This window comes from Bariatricus sp. HCP28S3_D3, assembly GCF_052065755.1.
GTDB lineage: Bacteria > Bacillota > Clostridia > Lachnospirales > Lachnospiraceae > Allocoprococcus.
Genome location: NZ_JBQHTK010000004.1, coordinates 121,217 through 138,096, shown reverse-complemented (window position 1 = coordinate 138,096; position 16,880 = coordinate 121,217). Strand labels below are relative to the sequence as shown.

At 45.2% G+C, this 16,880-nt stretch carries 16 protein-coding genes; 5 read left to right on the top strand and 11 right to left on the bottom strand.

The features are described from left to right. Positions 1-320 precede the first annotated feature (320 nt). The 5 genes from pcp to ACTNB3_RS05210 form a co-directional block, all read right to left on the bottom strand. Positions 321-965, bottom strand: a complete 645-nt coding sequence (pcp, locus tag ACTNB3_RS05230) for a pyroglutamyl-peptidase I (RefSeq protein ID WP_427807140.1) — start codon at positions 963-965, stop codon at positions 321-323. Positions 966-1,043: 78 nt separating this feature from the next. Then, on the bottom strand, positions 1,044-2,033 hold the full coding sequence (locus ACTNB3_RS05225) for a peptidase (RefSeq protein ID WP_427807139.1): 990 nt from the start codon (positions 2,031-2,033) through the stop codon (positions 1,044-1,046). Positions 2,034-2,060: 27 nt separating this feature from the next. Continuing rightward, on the bottom strand, positions 2,061-3,014 hold the full coding sequence (locus ACTNB3_RS05220; protein ID WP_427807138.1) for a DUF979 domain-containing protein: 954 nt from the start codon (positions 3,012-3,014) through the stop codon (positions 2,061-2,063). A gap of 13 nt (positions 3,015-3,027) precedes the next feature. After that, positions 3,028-3,723: a 5-oxoproline transporter, DUF969 family subunit gene (locus ACTNB3_RS05215; protein WP_441024704.1), complete on the bottom strand. Its 696-nt coding sequence runs from the start codon at positions 3,721-3,723 to the stop codon at positions 3,028-3,030. A gap of 26 nt (positions 3,724-3,749) precedes the next feature. Then, on the bottom strand, positions 3,750-7,013 hold the full coding sequence (locus ACTNB3_RS05210) for a M14 family metallopeptidase (RefSeq protein ID WP_441024702.1): 3,264 nt from the start codon (positions 7,011-7,013) through the stop codon (positions 3,750-3,752). Positions 7,014-7,247: 234 nt separating this feature from the next. Between ACTNB3_RS05210 and ACTNB3_RS05205 the strand changes: the two genes are divergently transcribed. Continuing rightward, entirely contained in the window at positions 7,248-7,835 is a 588-nt protein-coding gene (locus ACTNB3_RS05205) for a TetR/AcrR family transcriptional regulator (RefSeq protein ID WP_427819882.1), read from the top strand. A gap of 79 nt (positions 7,836-7,914) precedes the next feature. Here ACTNB3_RS05205 and ACTNB3_RS05200 read toward each other — a convergent pair whose 3' ends face one another. Continuing rightward, positions 7,915-9,669: an ABC transporter ATP-binding protein gene (locus ACTNB3_RS05200; RefSeq protein ID WP_441024700.1), complete on the bottom strand. Its 1,755-nt coding sequence runs from the start codon at positions 9,667-9,669 to the stop codon at positions 7,915-7,917. Positions 9,670-9,673: 4 nt separating this feature from the next. After that, on the bottom strand, positions 9,674-11,410 hold the full coding sequence (locus ACTNB3_RS05195) for an ABC transporter ATP-binding protein (protein WP_441024698.1): 1,737 nt from the start codon (positions 11,408-11,410) through the stop codon (positions 9,674-9,676). 238 nt (positions 11,411-11,648) lie between these two features. On the opposite strand from ACTNB3_RS05195, the gene ACTNB3_RS05190 reads away from it, so the two are divergent. The 4 genes from ACTNB3_RS05190 to spoVT all read left to right on the top strand — a co-directional run bounded on the left by ACTNB3_RS05190 (position 11,649) and on the right by spoVT (position 13,683). Further along, positions 11,649-11,921, top strand: coding sequence for an AbrB/MazE/SpoVT family DNA-binding domain-containing protein (locus tag ACTNB3_RS05190; RefSeq protein WP_427819885.1), 273 nt, complete (start codon positions 11,649-11,651; stop codon positions 11,919-11,921). A gap of 122 nt (positions 11,922-12,043) precedes the next feature. Further along, the gene (locus ACTNB3_RS05185; protein WP_441024697.1) at positions 12,044-12,718 is read left to right on the top strand and encodes a PHP domain-containing protein; all 675 of its coding nucleotides are present in this window, start codon (positions 12,044-12,046) and stop codon (positions 12,716-12,718) included. Between the two features lie 47 nt (positions 12,719-12,765). Next, positions 12,766-13,101, top strand: coding sequence for a hypothetical protein (locus ACTNB3_RS05180; protein ID WP_441024696.1), 336 nt, complete (start codon positions 12,766-12,768; stop codon positions 13,099-13,101). A gap of 33 nt (positions 13,102-13,134) precedes the next feature. Beyond that, complete coding sequence (gene spoVT, locus ACTNB3_RS05175; protein WP_441024695.1) at positions 13,135-13,683, top strand: stage V sporulation protein T; 549 nt, start codon at positions 13,135-13,137, stop codon at positions 13,681-13,683. 21 nt (positions 13,684-13,704) lie between these two features. Here spoVT and ACTNB3_RS05170 read toward each other — a convergent pair whose 3' ends face one another. From ACTNB3_RS05170 to ACTNB3_RS05155, 4 genes are read right to left on the bottom strand one after another with little or no spacing between them, the layout of a single operon-like run. Further along, entirely contained in the window at positions 13,705-13,947 is a 243-nt protein-coding gene (locus ACTNB3_RS05170) for a hypothetical protein (protein WP_427819889.1), read from the bottom strand. 17 nt (positions 13,948-13,964) lie between these two features. Continuing rightward, complete coding sequence (locus ACTNB3_RS05165; protein WP_441024694.1) at positions 13,965-15,320, bottom strand: CapA family protein; 1,356 nt, start codon at positions 15,318-15,320, stop codon at positions 13,965-13,967. Positions 15,321-15,322: 2 nt separating this feature from the next. Further along, positions 15,323-15,979 carry a YkgJ family cysteine cluster protein gene (locus tag ACTNB3_RS05160; RefSeq protein ID WP_441024692.1) on the bottom strand — a complete coding sequence of 219 codons (657 nt, stop codon included), beginning with the start codon at positions 15,977-15,979 and terminating at the stop codon, positions 15,323-15,325. A gap of 7 nt (positions 15,980-15,986) precedes the next feature. After that, on the bottom strand, positions 15,987-16,880 hold the full coding sequence (locus ACTNB3_RS05155; protein WP_427807121.1) for a radical SAM protein: 894 nt from the start codon (positions 16,878-16,880) through the stop codon (positions 15,987-15,989).

Below are 16,880 nucleotides of genomic sequence, written 5' to 3'. Positions count from 1 at the left end.
CGTACAGGAACTTTACATAAATGATGGATCGTTGTCGGAGCAGACATATCACAGAACACACCGTTGAGCATCTCTCTTTTTTCCGTTTTATTATCCCTTTTAGGGTTCTTCAATATTTATTACAAATGTTTACCTGGGTATTTGGGCAATAATACCGGATAATAGTTCTGCCTTGCGAGTGAACTATGGCAATTAGTATTATCATAAATCAAGTTTAGAATAAGGTCAGCTGCAGTCTTTCCCTATGTAAAAAGGAATGCCAACCATCCGGTAAGCATTCCTCTGATAATTCCATATTTTCTGCCAGAATGATTCTTTTCCTAATGGGTCGTTCCCATTGCTTCTTCAATGTCTTCTGTATTGTTTACAGTAGCCTCAATCGCATATTCAAGGCACTTCGCAATCATTTCCAGAGACATGAACGGAGTCCCGTTCGGCTTATCAACCACCTGCTCAGCAGCAAATGGTACATGAATAAATCCGGCACGAATGTTGGTATATTTTGTTGCTGCCATATGAAGTACGTTATACATCACACAGTTGCATACATAGGTTCCTGCTGTATAGGAAATATGGCAGGGGATTCCATGATCACGGATGTTCTTTACAATTGCCTTAACCGGAATCGTCGCAAAATATGCCGGTGCGCCGTCCACCTGAAGCGGTTCATCCATAGGCTGCTCTCCGGCATTATCCGGAATACGCGCTTCTGCAAGGTTCACTCCCACCTGTTCGATGGTAACACAAGAGCGACCGCCTGCCTGTCCGACATTGATGACAACGTCCGGCTGATATTTCTGGATCCCTGCTTCTACAGCCGGACCACTCTTTGAAAACACCGTCGGAATCTCCAGTTTAATGATCTCTGCCCCCGCGATCGTATCCGGCAATAATTTTACTGCCTCATATGCAGGATTTACTTTTTCTCCCCCAAACGGGTCAAAACCTGTTACTAATACCTTCATGTTCGTTTCCTCCTTACGACTCTTTCTGACCATTGACAAAAAGTTCCGCATGCGGAACTTTTTGTAGCACCGCCGGTATTAATATACCACCGGTTCTGGTATGATAATCTTCCCTTGCTGCATAATCTGTCTATTATCAGTATAAATGTCCGGTTCCAGACACACAAGGTCAAAATGACCATTTGCGTTCTGCTTGCCTCCCAGCGCCAGATTCCTTCCCAGGCCAATATGAAAAGTTCCGTATGCCGATTCGTCTTCGATATAACAATTACCCAGACACCGGGAATAAGAATTCAAACCAATCCCAAATTCTCCTCCGATATAGATTCTCGGATCCCTGTATTCTTCCATATAGTTTTTCAGTTTTATGCCGGTATGCGTTTCTTCTATATCTGTTATCCGCCCCTCGTGAAACAGAATCCGGGTCGGCTCATTTGCACGCCCTATATAACCGAGAGAACCGTCCAGCATCATAACGCCTTCTGTCTTCGTCTCCTCGATCGGAACGTATACCTCAATGCTGGCAGAAGAATATCCTTTTCCATCTTTGATCACACCGTTGAAGAAGCCCGGATTCCGGTTTTCTTTATACATGACCAGATCCGTTCCCGCCGATGTCGTCACATGGATTTTTTCAGAACTGCGAAGGTATTTCATGATCACCTTCGCCATCAGACGGCTTTTCTTCGTATCCATCGTCATGAAATCATATTCCAGCATGGATCTGCCATCATTTGTAGAAAGCGGGAGGGACAGGAACTTCTTGTGCTTCTGAATCGCACGTTTTGCCGCTTTTGTGGTCACAAGTGAATAATCGGTCGCAGCGATTATGGCCGTATACGGGTCGAACACTTCCTCATTCGTGTCAAAAAATACCCCTACCAGCCTTCCTGCATCTTCCACAGTCAGCGTATTGACCGATCTTGCTCTTCCGATCGCACATTTCCGCAGCATTCTCGCTTCCGGCAAATGCTCTCTTGTCGTCACGATCAGCAGCTTGTCCCACGGCTTTACCCGGACCCAGTCGCAGATCACAATTTGGGCTCCCCGCTCCATATCCCGACTCATCTTTCCATCATCCTTTTTCGTAAATGCTTATTTGAATAAGATCATATAGCAGATCTGGAATACCAGCATGATCATAGCTATAAGAACCTGATTCTTAATAACACCCCAGCGATCCTTCATATTCAGAATAGCAACCGGAACGATATTGAAGTTTGCAGCCATAGGTGTACAGAGCGTTCCACAATATCCGCATGTAAGAGCAAGCATACCGATTATAACCGGATTTGCTCCATAAGCAAGTACGAACGGTGCGCCGATACCAACTGTCATAACTGTGATCGCTGCAAATGCGTTACCCATGATCATAGTAAATAATACCATACCTACTGCATATACAATAATACCTAAATTTACATTTCCCTTCGGAACGATATTTTCTACGATACCCGCAATCACTTCGCCGACACCTGCTGCAGTGAACACGCCACCCAGACATCCAAGAAGCTGAGGAAGCATACAGAGAGGTCCCATCAGAGAAAGGAAACGCTCTGATTCTTTCAAAAATACATCCGGTTTGTTTTCAGACGGATTGTAAACCATCAGAATGATAACAGCTACTAATGTACCGAGTGTTACTGCAAGCATGGAACTGATATTGGTAAACAAAGCCATGCAAAGTGAGAAGATACCAACGCAGACAGCCGGGAAGAAGATCTTCATACCAACTTTCTTGTACTGCTTCTGTGTATATTCTTTGGTCGGAACTTCTGCTTTTCCGACTTTTACCTTCTTGAAGATTGGCGGGATACACATGATAATAACCAGTGCACCGGAAACCTTCGCCGGCAGCCATGTACCAAATGCACACACGATACCGAATGAACACCAGAAAACGGCTGTTCCGATTCTGGAAGGATTTTCTTTGTCAAGTAAGTTCTTAATACCTGCGTAAATTGTAACAAGTCCGATTATGATCCAAACGATATTAACCAGATTTGTGTTTAAAGTAGGGTCAATCTGAATAAATTTTAAAGCACTCATTTATGTCTCCTCCCTATTTCTTTGTTGTCTTTGCTGAATTGCCATAGTATTTCTGCTGCAGTTTCTTATCCTTGATCACTACAAATGCACATGCAAGGATCAAAGCAAAGATTGCAACCGGAATTTCTGTTACAGCAAGATCGATCAGTTCTACTTCGTATCCGAGTCCGGCTAATGTAGTCTGTACAAGAATACCGCCGGCTCCACCTACAAAGAGCACCTGGAAGAAGAACCATGTAACGTTTTCCATTGCAGATGCCATACCTTTTACATCTTCAATATGTTCCTCTGTTGCTTTGTTTCCGCCATTTTCAATCGCAGCTTCTGCCATTGGAAGAACAACCGGACGGATGAATCCGGCAACACCACCGAATCCTACGTTGAACGCTCCGAAGATACCACGCATGATACCGTATGCAGCAACAACCTTACCTGCAGTAGCACCTTTCACCTTCTTAATCAGGTCTGCAGCTGCCTCACGCAGTCCGTTTCTCTCCAGTACACCGGTTACCAGAAGAATCATGATGAAAATTGCCATACTTCTGTTGGCAACAAAGTTTGTTCCAATTGTTTCCAAAAGTCCACCGATTCCAAGACCGCCCACAAGACCTGTTGTGATCAGTGCAAGGAAAATAATGAGGATTGAATCCAGTTTCAGCGCAAATCCTACAATTACGATTAAAACGCCAAGTAATTTGATGAGTTCCATAGAAATCTCCTCCTTTAGAATATATTTTATTTATTTTTTCCAGATCCGCCGACAATCATTGGCCGTAATCGACAGTATCTGGCAAAAACCGCATTGTCACGTAAGCCGCAATCACAGTCGAAGACATTCTCTGCCTTCATAAGCATCTGCAGTGTCGCTTCGTCATGAGCCACATGAGCCCGGGCGCATAAATTCAAGTATTCTCCCTGTGCCGTCTCATCCGCCACTTCACTTGTGTAGGCAACCGTGGTGATCCATGGGAAACGGATCGACGGATACCGATGAGTCGGATCCGACGCAAACGGGATCCAGTAATTGATCATATTTTTATAGTAATTTGCCGGGAAAAGCTTCGGCATCCATGCATGTGCATATTTTTCAAACTGCGCACTCCACTCGAGATTCCATCTCGTCATCTCTTCATCCTCGGCAATCTTGTCTGCGATCACATCTTCCATCTCTTTGTTCACTGGATAATTATCCTTGTATTCCGGATTGGTAACATACCAGAAATATCCATACAGCAGAGATCTCGGAAGCCAGAATCCTTTGTAGGAAGGTGAAGTATAACCTGAAAACTGCTGTTCCCACTCATGACTCGGTACACCGTGATTATCTACGATCATATCCGGCACAAATTTTTCAAACAACCGTGTCAGTCCCATCGCTTCACTATGTATCGTATCCGGGCGGAAATGCTCATAATAAAATTCTTTACCAATTGAATTAAATCTTGCCACATGCAGTTTCCAGTTTGGATGTTCCTTCTGAAGCTCGTAATGAATTGCAGCGCCATCCACATTTTCCATCGGTACAAGTACCAGGTTCAGCTTCTCGGGAAGATCCCTGTAAATATCTTCCGTCAACAGTTTCTTCAAAAGAATCAGGGAAGCATTCGTACTGGACACCTCGTTTGCATGATGGCGGGCATTGATAACCTCACTCGGGCATCTGGTCAGCCGCTTCGTCATAGACAGATATCCCTTGTACTCTGGTTTAAGCCAGATCGCATATACTTCTCTTCCGGCATAAGATACCGCTGTACGGAACACATCGATTCCTTCTACCTGCTTTAATTCTTCAATAATCTCACAATAGGTATCATAACCAATCAGTTCCTGTTCATGCAGGTCAATCTCGGTAATCTTCTTCACCGGGCGGTCTTTTTTTTCAGGAACTGCCGCTTCGTAGCTGTGTCCGTTTTCATCCCGGAGTACAATACAATAACATGGATCCAAACGATTCGCAAGATCAAGAATGCCTTTATCAAAAAGCTCGGCATAAGCAGAAAGTACCATTTCCGGAACGCCTTCTGTTCGAATCAAAAGTTCCAACCGGTCTCCGCACATCCGTATACGTTCTGCCCATACCTGTACATCTTCTCTGTTCTTCTGTGAAACCACTTCATTACCTTCACACAGAATGCAGGCCGATTCCCGCAGCTGCTCATAAAGCGTCACTTTAAATACCGGTGCTCCTTCCCGGTTATGGATCTCAGGAAGGATCAGTCCCGGTGCATCCAGCATGACATCTGCTCTTTGTACGCCGTAATTCTTAAAATAGTCACTTCCGACAAAATACATATCTTCATGCAGCGCATCCAGAGAGGAAATCAGATCTTCTCTGCTCCCGGTTCTGTAATCCGGCTCACTTACCGTAACATCCAGCGAAAGTTTATGGAAGAACGGCTGCAGATCAGAACGGATTTCTCCGCCCGTCTTCTTCTCGATATATCTGCGGCAGTCAGGCAGCACTTCTGCCTGATAGATATCCCAAACTTCTTCCAGATCTGTCTTGATCTCTTCAGAAAGCTTTTCTTCTCCATTTACCCACACCCGGACATAACCGGTCGCCGGATGAACCTTTCCCATCTGCGGATATTCATCCATATACGGACGTTCCTCATAATGTACCAGATACCGGAATTCACGACTTTCTTCTCCCGCAGCAACACGGCAGAGATAGGTGATATTCTCATCACCTTCGTACGGAAGGAACACCACATCCTCACGTGCGATTCCCAGTTTTTCTGTGATGATATCCTCAATCGGATAAAGCTCCTGCAAATAGCGGATCGGAAGGTCATACCATTTATCCGGATTATCGGCCTTCAAATTATGATAAGACGGTGTTGCACCGTTCTCATCAAGCCACTCGTTCTGCCCTTCCGGAAGAAACGGTTTGAAATAAATCTCAACCTTTGTCGTATCTACCTTTGCAGCTTCCGGAATGACAACTTCTTCCATCCACGAAAATCCCTGCTTGTAAGCACAGATCAGCTGCGCCTGTTCCAGCACTGCTCCTTTTTCTTCAAGATGTTTCGCTACATCTGCAACGATCCTGCTGCGCACTTTTTTGTCCTCACTGAGCGCGCCTTCGATTCTGACCCGATCTCCGCATCCGATGCATGGATAGATCTTCTCTTCCAGAACCTGTGTAAATGTATCCACTTCCCACGGAAGCTCATATACTTTTTCATAGACCTTGCGGCCGGATTTATAATTGTAAAATACAGAATCCGGGAATTGTTCTTTCTGTTGATCGGTAATCTCCGGAGATCCATACAGTTCATATGCTCCCGGCTCCGTCTGCTCATACGCGCTCAGATAGGCGAGCTGTCCGTCTGCATTTCTCAAAGCGAAATCATCCGCCATATCCATCAGCACATCCCGCCAGCTTCTCCATGCATCGACAACCGGGAATTTCTCACAGACAAGGGCGGACAGCTTCTCCAGTTCTTCGCCGCGTCCTCTTACATACAGGCGAACCGCATTCTCTTCCTGCTCCACTGCCATCTCTGCACTCTTGGCATCTTCAAACACGATCGCATTCCCCTGATAGGTATCATCTGCAAGGATCTTGCCCTCATAGGCAGTGGTCTCCATTCCCAGACGAAATGCAATGTTACACGCCGCCGTGATCATAGACAGATCCGCTTCCTTGGGCAGGATTATCCGAACATCCAACTTGTCCGGCAGAAAGTCATAATCCTCATCTTTCAGGAACTCCCCGGTTCCAAACAGAGTCTCAAGACCTTTCTTCTTTCGGAAATCAGTATCAAAAATCGGTCCTTCTTTCTTTGCCGGCAGATATCCTTCCGGTGCTGCTTTGGCTTCCAGTCTCCATAAAGCGGTCAGTTCGTCTTCGGTTCCCGGAACCTCGATTTCTCCGTCCAGTGCCGCTATCGGAAATTCTGCTGTCTCCGTCTGGAATCCATAAAGCAATGCTGCCTCAATGGCTAGCTGTTTCTCCTTCCATTCCATGGAATGCTCCAACCTCAATCTCTTCATCCCGCAACCTCCTCGCAGTTAAAATAGTACCAAATTCCGTACTGCGTTCTCTTTTTTGATTTTATCATTGTAACAGAGATATGAAATTAAGTCAAGTAAAGCCTTTTTTTACCACTGTTTTTGTGCATTTTTGCCAATTATCTTGAAATTTGCGTTTTTACTATGTTATGATATGGAAGCTAATATTTTTACTTTCGAATTAGCATCCAATTCTTTACAAAAGAGAGACGTATTATGAGAAAACCGTACAAAAGTAAAACAAAAGAAAAAATTATGCAGGCTGCGTGGGAGCTTTTCTATGAACAGGGCTACGAAGAAACAACCATTTCACAGATTATCGAGAAATCCGGGACCTCACGCAGCGCCTTTTATCACCACTTTCACGGAAAAGAAGAACTTCTTTTTTCGGTCGCTTATACTTATGACATAATCTACGAAGACTGGCAGAAGCAAAATCTGGATTCCTCTCTTCATTCCGTGGAAAAACTGAAAATATTTAATGTATTCGTTATGCGTTCCGTTGAGGATTCCCCATATCGGAGTTTTTATCCTACCCTTTACGGACTCCAGGTCATGACAAGTGGAATGCGCCATATTCTGAATCCTGACAGAAAATATTATCAGATCATGCGTTCCCTGGTGAAAGACGGACTGGAATCCGGCGAGATCACCTCGCCCCATTCTTATACCACTCTGGCAGACATGATCTGTGGTTTCCAGATCGGTCTTACCTATAACTGGTGTCTTCAGCAGCAGCGTTATTCCCTTCTGGAATATGCACAGACGATCATGGATCCATTTTTCGAATCACTGAGATCCTGATTCATTTGATTTATTATGCATAGAAACAAAAAGAGGAAACCTCCGCTCACAACTTGCGTGTTTCCCTTTTTTATTTCTTCTATACACCTGAAAACTGACTGTAATACAGCTGATGATAGAATCCGCCTTTCCGGATCAGTTCTTCATGATTTCCCTGTTCCACGATCTTACCGTCTCTCATGACCAGGATTACATCCGCTTCACGGATCGTGGATAATCGGTGTGCAACGATGAAACTGGTCCTTCCCTCCATCAGACGTGCAAATGCCTTCTGGATCTGCACTTCGGTTCTGGTATCAATGGAAGAAGTCGCCTCATCCAGAATCAGCATCGGCGGTCTGCAGAGCATAACACGGGTGATGCAGAGCAGCTGCTTCTGTCCCTGCGACAGGCTTCCGCCGTCCTCCGTGATCCAGGTATCATACCCCTTCGGAAGACGTTTGATAAAACTGTGCGCATGGGATGCTTTGGCTGCCTCGATGATCTCTTCCTCCGTCGCATCCGGCTTCCCCATAATAATATTGTCGCGAATCGTGCCGGTCTTCAGCCAGGTATCCTGAAGCACCATACCGTATCCTGCGCGAAGACTTCTTCTAGTCACTTCCCGGATATCTTCTCCTTCCACACAGATTTTTCCTCCGGTCACATCATAGAAACGCATCAGCAGGTTGATCAGCGTGGTTTTCCCACACCCGGTCGGTCCCACAATTGCTACTTTTTGTCCCGGTCTTACTTTCAGGCTGAAATGTTCGATCAGCTTCTGTTCCGGTACATAAGAGAATGACACATCCTCAAGACGGACATTTCCTTTGATATCTGTCAACACTTCTGCATGTTCCTTTTCCGGAATCTGTGGTTCTTCCTCAATGAGATCAAAGATTCTCTGCGCACAGGCAATCGCATTCTGCAGTTCTGTGATCACTCCGGATATCTCATTGAACGGTTTCGTATACTGGTTCGCATAACTGAGGAAGCAGGATAACTGACCAACAGTCAGTGACCCGTTCAGTACCGCAAATGCTCCCGTAATTCCCACACCGGTATACACCAGGCTGTTAACAAATCTGGTGGCCGGATTCGTGATGGATGAGAAAAATGTTGCCTTCAACGAGCAGTCTTTCAGTCTTTCGTTGATCTCGTCGAACTGTTCGACCACCTTATCGCCCTGTCCAAAAGCCTGTACCACTTTCTGATTCCCGATCATCTCATCGATCAGCCCCGTCTGTTCTCCTCTTGTCTCAGACTGAAGCTTGAACATGGTAAATGTACGACTCGCGATAAAGTTTGCCACCAGGAAAGATACCGGCGTGATCAGCACAACCACCAACGTGATCTTCACATTTACAGAAAGCATAAATCCCAGCGTCCCGACGATCGTTGCCACTCCGGTAAACAACTGTGTGAATCCCATCAAAAGCCCATCTGCAAATTGATCCACATCGGCAATAACACGGCTCACGATTTCACCGTAAGCATGCCCATCTATATATTTCAGTGGTAGAATCTCTATTTTCTTAAATGCTTCATTTCGAATATCCTGGACTACCTGATAGGTCATCTTATTATTGCAGATACTCATGATCCACTGTGCCAGTGCCGTGATCAATACGCAGACACCGATCTGCAGCATCACCAGGAAAACTCCTGTAAAATTAACCTGCCCCTTGGTTACGATATAGTCCACCGCCTTACCCGTCAGCTTCGGAATATACAAAGTCAGTGCGACGGTCAAGGCAGCAAGGAAAATGGAGATCACAACAAAAATCCGGTATTTTCCAAGATAACGAAATACTTTTTTCAATGTTTCCGACTGTTTTTTCTTCTTATCTTCCACCTGCTTACGCCTCCTTCTCTTTCGGGAACTGTGAATAATAGATTTCCTGATAAGCAGGACAATTCTCCAGAAGCTCCCTGTGGGTTCCGACGCCTGCCAGCTCTCCGTCATCCAGCACCAGAATCTGGTCCGCATACTGGATGGAAGACGCTCTCTGGGATACGATGAACACCGTAGGCTGCTCTTTCATTTCCCGGATCGCCTTTCTTAATTTTGCATCCGTCGCAAAATCCAGCGCCGACGCACTGTCATCCAGAATCAGGATCTCCGGTTTCTTCACCAGTGCTCTTGCTATCGTCAGACGCTGCTTCTGGCCGCCGGAAAGATTCCTTCCGCTCTGCTCGATTTTAAAATCCAGTCCGTCCTTTTTGGAATCCACAAATTCCTTAGCCTGCGAAATTTCAAGCGCTTCTTCAATCTCCGCATCGGTGGCATCTTCTTTTCCCCAACGGATATTCGCGCCGATCGTACCTTTGAACAGAACAGCTTTCTGAAGGACCATACCGACCCGTTCCCGCAGGGAATCCATCTGATACTCTTTTACATTCCGGCCGTCGATGCGGATCTCCCCCCGGGTCGCATCATAAAACCGCGGAATCAGATTTACCAGAGACGATTTCCCGGAACCGGTACCTCCGATAATTCCGATCGTCTGTCCCTGATATGCTTTAAAAGAAATATCGCTTAAAGACTCCGCACCTGCACCCTGGTACGTAAGCGAAACATGCTCAAATTCCACTCTCGGGATCTGTTTTTCATCCGAATCCGCCTTCCACACAAGCGTTCCGTCCTGCATATCCGGCTTTTCTTCAAACACGCTCTGGATCCGGTTCGCACACGCCAGTGCTTTCGTGATTGAAATGATCAGATTCGCAAGCTTCACCAGTTCCACCAGAATCTGGGACATATAGTTGAGCAGCGCCACAACCTGACCCTGCGTCAGTTCCCCGATATTGACCCGGACCGCACCGGTGTATATAAGCACGATCACCGCCCCGTTGATCACAATATAAGTAAGCGGATTCATCAGTCCCGAAATACTTCCGACAAACTTCTGTGCCCTGGTGAGAAGCTGATTATTCTCCTCAAACCGGCGTTTTTCATCCTCTTCTTTGTTAAATGCCCGAATCACTCTCGCCCCCGTCAGATTCTCTCTTGTCACCAGAAGGACCTGATCCAGATGCGCCTGCACCTTCTTATAGAGCGGCATCGTCATCAGCATGATGGAAAATACGATTACGGCAAGCAGCGGAATCGCCACCACAAACACAAGAGCCGCTTTGATATCGATCATAAACGCCATGATCATCGCCCCAAAAACAATGAACGGGGAACGAAGCAGCAGACGAAGCGTCAGATTCAGCCCGGACTGCACCTGATTCAAGTCACTCGTCATCCGGGTGATAAGGGTCGATGTCCCAATCGTATCCATCTCCGAAAATGTAAACTTCTGCACATGCGCAAATAGCGCATGTCTCACCTCCGTCGCAAATCCGGTTGCCGCCTTCGCCGCAAAATACTGCGCCGTGATCGAACAGGTCAGTCCGATGATTCCAAGCGCGATCAGAAGCAGGCACATCCGCACGATGTAGCTCTGATCACTTCTGGCGATTCCTTTGTCGATCACCGCCGCCATGACAAGCGGTACAAACAAATCAAATAACGCTTCCAGCATCTTAAACAAAGGCGCCAGAACCGTTTCCTTCTTATAGTTTTTCAAATATACCATAAGAGATCTCATAGTCTTCTCTCCTCTCAACCTCATTTTCTCCAGATTTTGTATTGATTATATTCTGTTTCTTTAAATCCGTGTTCTATGATACCACAAACCGGGCGAGATAGGAATGGGCATTTTGATTTGATTGTCAAATGCAAATTTTTCATTTTTCTATAACTCCGTTTACTTTCTTCCTTGAATTGAATATGATAGAATTAATCTCAAGTTTTCTTTAGATTTCAAAAATAGAAAGGAGGATTTTATGAATCTTGCGAAAATTTCTTCAAATGGTCAGATTACAGTTCCAGTTGAAATCCGCCGTCTGCTCGGCCTGAAATCTGGTGATAAAATTCTGTTTTTTCAGAAACAGAATGGTGAAATTGTAGTCAGCAATGCCTCCGCTCAGGCAATCTGCAAAGCGCAGACTGCTTTTTCCGGTGTCGCTGAGGAAATGGGGGCTATAATGAAGATGATATTCAGGCACTTGTGGACGAAATACGGTACGGAAAGGGAAAGTTATTATGCGATTTGTTGATGCTGTCGTTTATATTTATAGTAACGTTAAAGATCGTGTTTCGTTTGGGCCAGCAGCCCGTAACTTAAATGGTATGATTATTCTATGAAATATCATATCAGACTGTATAAAGGAGGTACACTATGAAAATAGAGATGCATGTCCATACCAACGAAGGAAGTCCCTGTGCCGAAACTGATGCAGAAAGTATTGTGAAAGCATACAATAAAGCCGGTTACGATGCCATTGTAATAACTAATCATTTTGACAATAACCTTCTGGTCCATTTTGGAAATACAGAAAAAGCTCGAATCGAAAGATATTTATTGGGATATCGAAAAGCAAAATCAGTAGCATCAGAGAATCGCATAAAAGTCATGCTCGGAATAGAAATACGCCTGGAGCCGAATGAAGAAGATTTTTTAATTTATGGAATCGATGAAGATTTCTTATTTCAAAACCCTGATCTTTGTTTTATGAGTCAAAAAGAACTATATGAACTTTGTCATTCATATGGAGCAGTATTGTATCAGGCTCATCCATTCAGAACTCCATGCATTCCCCGCGATCCCGATTTTTTAGATGGTGTCGAATACAATCAGCGTCCAAACAGTGGAAATAACAACAAGAAATTGGATACATGGCTTCAATCATATCCTGATTTAAAGCGGATCTCAGGCAGCGACTGCCATAACCTGCAGCAGGTGGGTTACGGTGGAATTATAATTCAGGAAACTGTAAATGATTCACAAGAACTGGCAGAAGTTTTAAAACAGCATCCTGTAAAACTAATTATGAACGAACACAGTACGCAATGATTATTATTTGACGCGCGTCAAATAATAATTAGGGTATGCTCTGGGCAATGTGGTGTGAATATGAAAAGATATATACCGTTTCTGAAGACATCAGTCTTACGTGGGTAAAGGAAAGAGTGATTCCAAGTGGAATACAAAATATTGGAAGCATTCTCAAGAATTACAAATTGAAAGAATATAGCGAGATGGCTCTTTTAAGTTTGTCAAAGGGAAGATGCTTTCAGGATAACTGCTATATTGAGGATATCCCAGAAACAGATATTCCGGAAAATAAAAGAGACAGAATGCGCAAAAATCCTTCACTTTCTTCAAACGCCTTCATTTTTTACAAGCGCATAAAATTCCTCCTATTTACAAATACTATGGAAAGAAACGGAAAGTAAATTCAAAAGATACTGTTAATGGAGGATTTTATTATGAAAGCAACCGGAATTGTAAGACGAATTGATGACCTCGGTCGTGTTGTAATTCCCAAAGAAATCCGCCGCACTCTAAGAATTCGGGAAGGCGACCCTTTGGAAATATTTACAGACCGCAAAGGTGAGATTATTTTAAAAAAATATTCTCCAATCGGAGAACTTAGTACATTTGCAAAACAATATGCGGAAAGTCTGGCACAGACGCTGGGATACCTTGTATGTGTAACTGATATGGATCAGGTGATCGCTGCCGGAGGACCGGGAAAAAAGGAATTTCTTGAGCAATCGATCACTCGTCAGCTCAGCGAGGCAATTACAAAACGCCAGCAGTTTCTCTCTTTCGCAGGGGAAAAAATATTTACAAGAATTATTACGGCACAGCCGGAGGAATACGATAGTCAGGTCATCAGCCCGATCATTTGCGAAGGAGATGCCATCGGGTCGATCGTAATTCTTGCCAAAGAAGGGAAAAAGAAATTGGGTGACACAGAATTAAAAATGGCGCTATGTGCGGCCGGGTTTTTGGGGAGACAGATGGAGCAATAATGAAATTGCTCCATCTTCCTTCTATTTTATATCGTCTTCATCAAATTCACACACCACATAGAACCCCCGCGGAGTCTCCTTCACATCCACAACTTTTCCTTTCTTTGACTGAAGTCGTTCCCAGGATCTGAAGTTGGCGCTCATCGCTACAGCCGGCTCGATTGTATAGTAAAAGTATGCTGCAACTTTCCCTTCCGAGACTTCTACCTCCTGACCTGCCTCCACAAGTCCGGGACGTTCCATTTTGAATTCCATTTGTCTCATAGACATCACTCCTCTTTCTATTTTGCCGCAATCGGGAGGGCTGCCTCAATCTTTGCCGCTCCTTCTCCAATGATTGCATTAGTCCGCGCCAGGGATTGCTTCGCCTCTGTCTCGATTCCCAGATCTGCCGTCTCTTTCAGCAAAGTCTCCATATCATTCAATGGTAAGATATAATAATTCGGATTATCGCTGCTGCCTGACTTGTACACCCACGTCGGTATAAACTCCATGCCCGTAAGGGAAACCTGACCATCGTCTGATTTTTCAAGTATCAGTTCCACCATCAGCCCGTCTTCTGTATGTCCCTCGGGAGCAAAATCAATCCGTTCTTTTCTCTGGTCTGATAAATGATTTCCCAGAGAGTAGACGCATACCATCTGATGGGTTCCTGCTTCATTTGTGAGAAGATCTACCGGCTGTACCACATGCGGATGCCCGCCGATCAGCGCATCGATTCCCAGTTCACAAAGCTCTTTTGCAATATTTTGCTGACGTTCATTTTCCGTTGTTTCGTACTCTGTTCCCCAGTGCAGATAGGCGATTGTGTATTCTACGCCTTGCGTTTCCAGTTCTTGGAGGCCTTCTTCGATCTCGCTGTAAAGATAATGTTCCAACCCTCCGTAATTAAAGGTATTGATCCGCTGCGCATCTTCATCGCTGACCGGAATCGAGTTGATGGATATCTCCTGACCATCAACGCTTCCTGAATCAAATACATAGTTAAAGATTCCGATTTTAATTCCGTCAATTTCTGTTACATAATAGTTTTTTTCAGAAGTATCTTTGCGCACTCCGGTGTAAAGCAGATGATTCTCTTCCATCGCCTGAATGGTTTGCATCAATCCTGTCGTCTGATTATCATAAATATGGTTATTCGCCAACAGGCACAAATCAACATAATTATCAGAAAGTGCTGTTGCAATCGCCTCCGGAGATTTGAATCTTGGGTAGGCCGTGTAGTCGCCATCCGCAATGGTTGTCTCGAAATTCACAACTGCAAGATCCGCCGCCTCATACTCACCGGCTATATATTTGAAAACGGAATGGTAATCATATGTGCCGTCTTCATGCAGATACTGATTCGATACCAGCATTGGATCATGCATCATGATATCACCCGCCGTCAGAATCGTGGAAGACTCTTTTTGAATGACCTCTTCTGATACGACAGGCTGGCTCTCCTGATTTTCTTTTGTGTCCTCTCGAAAGAAAAGGAACCGAACGAGACTGACCGCTCCGACAATAAGCAGGATGAAGATCAGAAGCATTCCGGCCAGTACCCCGAGCCGGATCATTTTTTTGATCTGCCGGCGGCGTCTTCGCTGCTTACGCTGCTCTATTTTCTTTCTTCTCATGTATTCTTCTTTTGTCATATCTACTCCAATCCCAGTTCTTCATAACCTCTGGCCAGCCTTTTTGCAAACTGTGTATAGAAATTCTCAGCCTCCTCATATGGAGAAAGATAAAACTGCTGCAGTATGTACATACTGACCGCCTTTTGCTCTTTCGGATTCTCGGAAACATATTTTTCAAGTGCAAGAAGAAAATTATGCCAGTCATTTACGAATGCTTCATACGATTTCAGATCCGGTGTATCGATCCATTTTTTCACTTTGACCTTGGAACGGTTTTCCTTGCGGCATTCGTTCACCTGAAGAAAATACCTGAATCCTCCGTTTTCATAATAACGCCCGAGCGGGAACAGCCGGCAGATTCCCGGACGGATGGGATGAATGCAGCAGCGCCCCTCTTCGTTCAGAAAGCCGCATTTTTCTTCCACCATTTTCAGATTTGGAAGAATCAGGCCGTCCACGACATTCAACTCCACGTTTTCGGACAACAGTTCCTCGAACGTCATCTGAAGTCCACATGCAAGACGATTGACATCCAACGGGTCCAGTACGATCGATGTCCCCATGCCCCTGCAGCAAGCCGAACATCCCTCACAATCGCCGCAATCTGCCTTTACCATATCATTGCTCCCGTACAATTTCCCATCGGAAATTTCGTTCATATTCACTTGCCTTTTCATCTTTCTTTTATACCCCTTCCAGTGTAAATGGAGGGATGAAGCTTTCTTTTGCCGTCTCTCCCTCCTGAATAAATGCCTGTTCAATCCCCAGCGAGATCGCATAATCCACCAGCCGTTCATAAGCATGATCCGGCACCTTCCGCGCCAGTTCCGGATAGCGTTCCTGATCCAGTGCCTCCACCGGAGTATACTGATTCATCAGACTGAGATAAATCCGGTTCCCATAAGTCTGATACAGATATTCCACGATCCGCTTTGCATCCGCAAGACATCCCGGCAGGAGCAGATGGCGCACAATCACGCCCTTTCTCATGATCCCCCGCTCATCAAACTCAGGGGAGCCTGCCTGTCTTACCATCTCGGCAACTGCTGCCTTCGCCACGTCCGGATAGTCTTCCGCCATCGAATATTTCTTCGCATGCAATGGATTTAAATACTTAAAATCCGGCAGAAACACGTCTACATAACCTTCCAGCATTTTCAGTGTCTCCTGCCGCTCATACCCGCCGGAATTCCACACAATGGGAAGCTTCATCCCCTCATTCTTGGCTAGATCCAGTGCCCGGATGATCTGCGGCGCGAAATGTCCCGGCGTCACGAGATTGATATTATTTGCTCCCTTCTCATTCAGCTCATGAAAAATGTCCGCCAGCCTTCTTACAGATATGATCTTTCCCACCTCTCCATCGGAAATGACGTGGTTCTGGCAGAACACACACCGGAGCGTGCAGCCGGTAAAAAAAACCGTTCCGGAACCATTTTCTCCGGAAATGCACGGTTCTTCCCACATATGAAGCGCCGCACGCGCGACTCTGATTTCTGACGTTTCACCGCAGAAACCCTTTATTCCATTTTCCCTGTCCGCCCCGCATCTTCTGGGACAAAGTTCACACACTGCCAT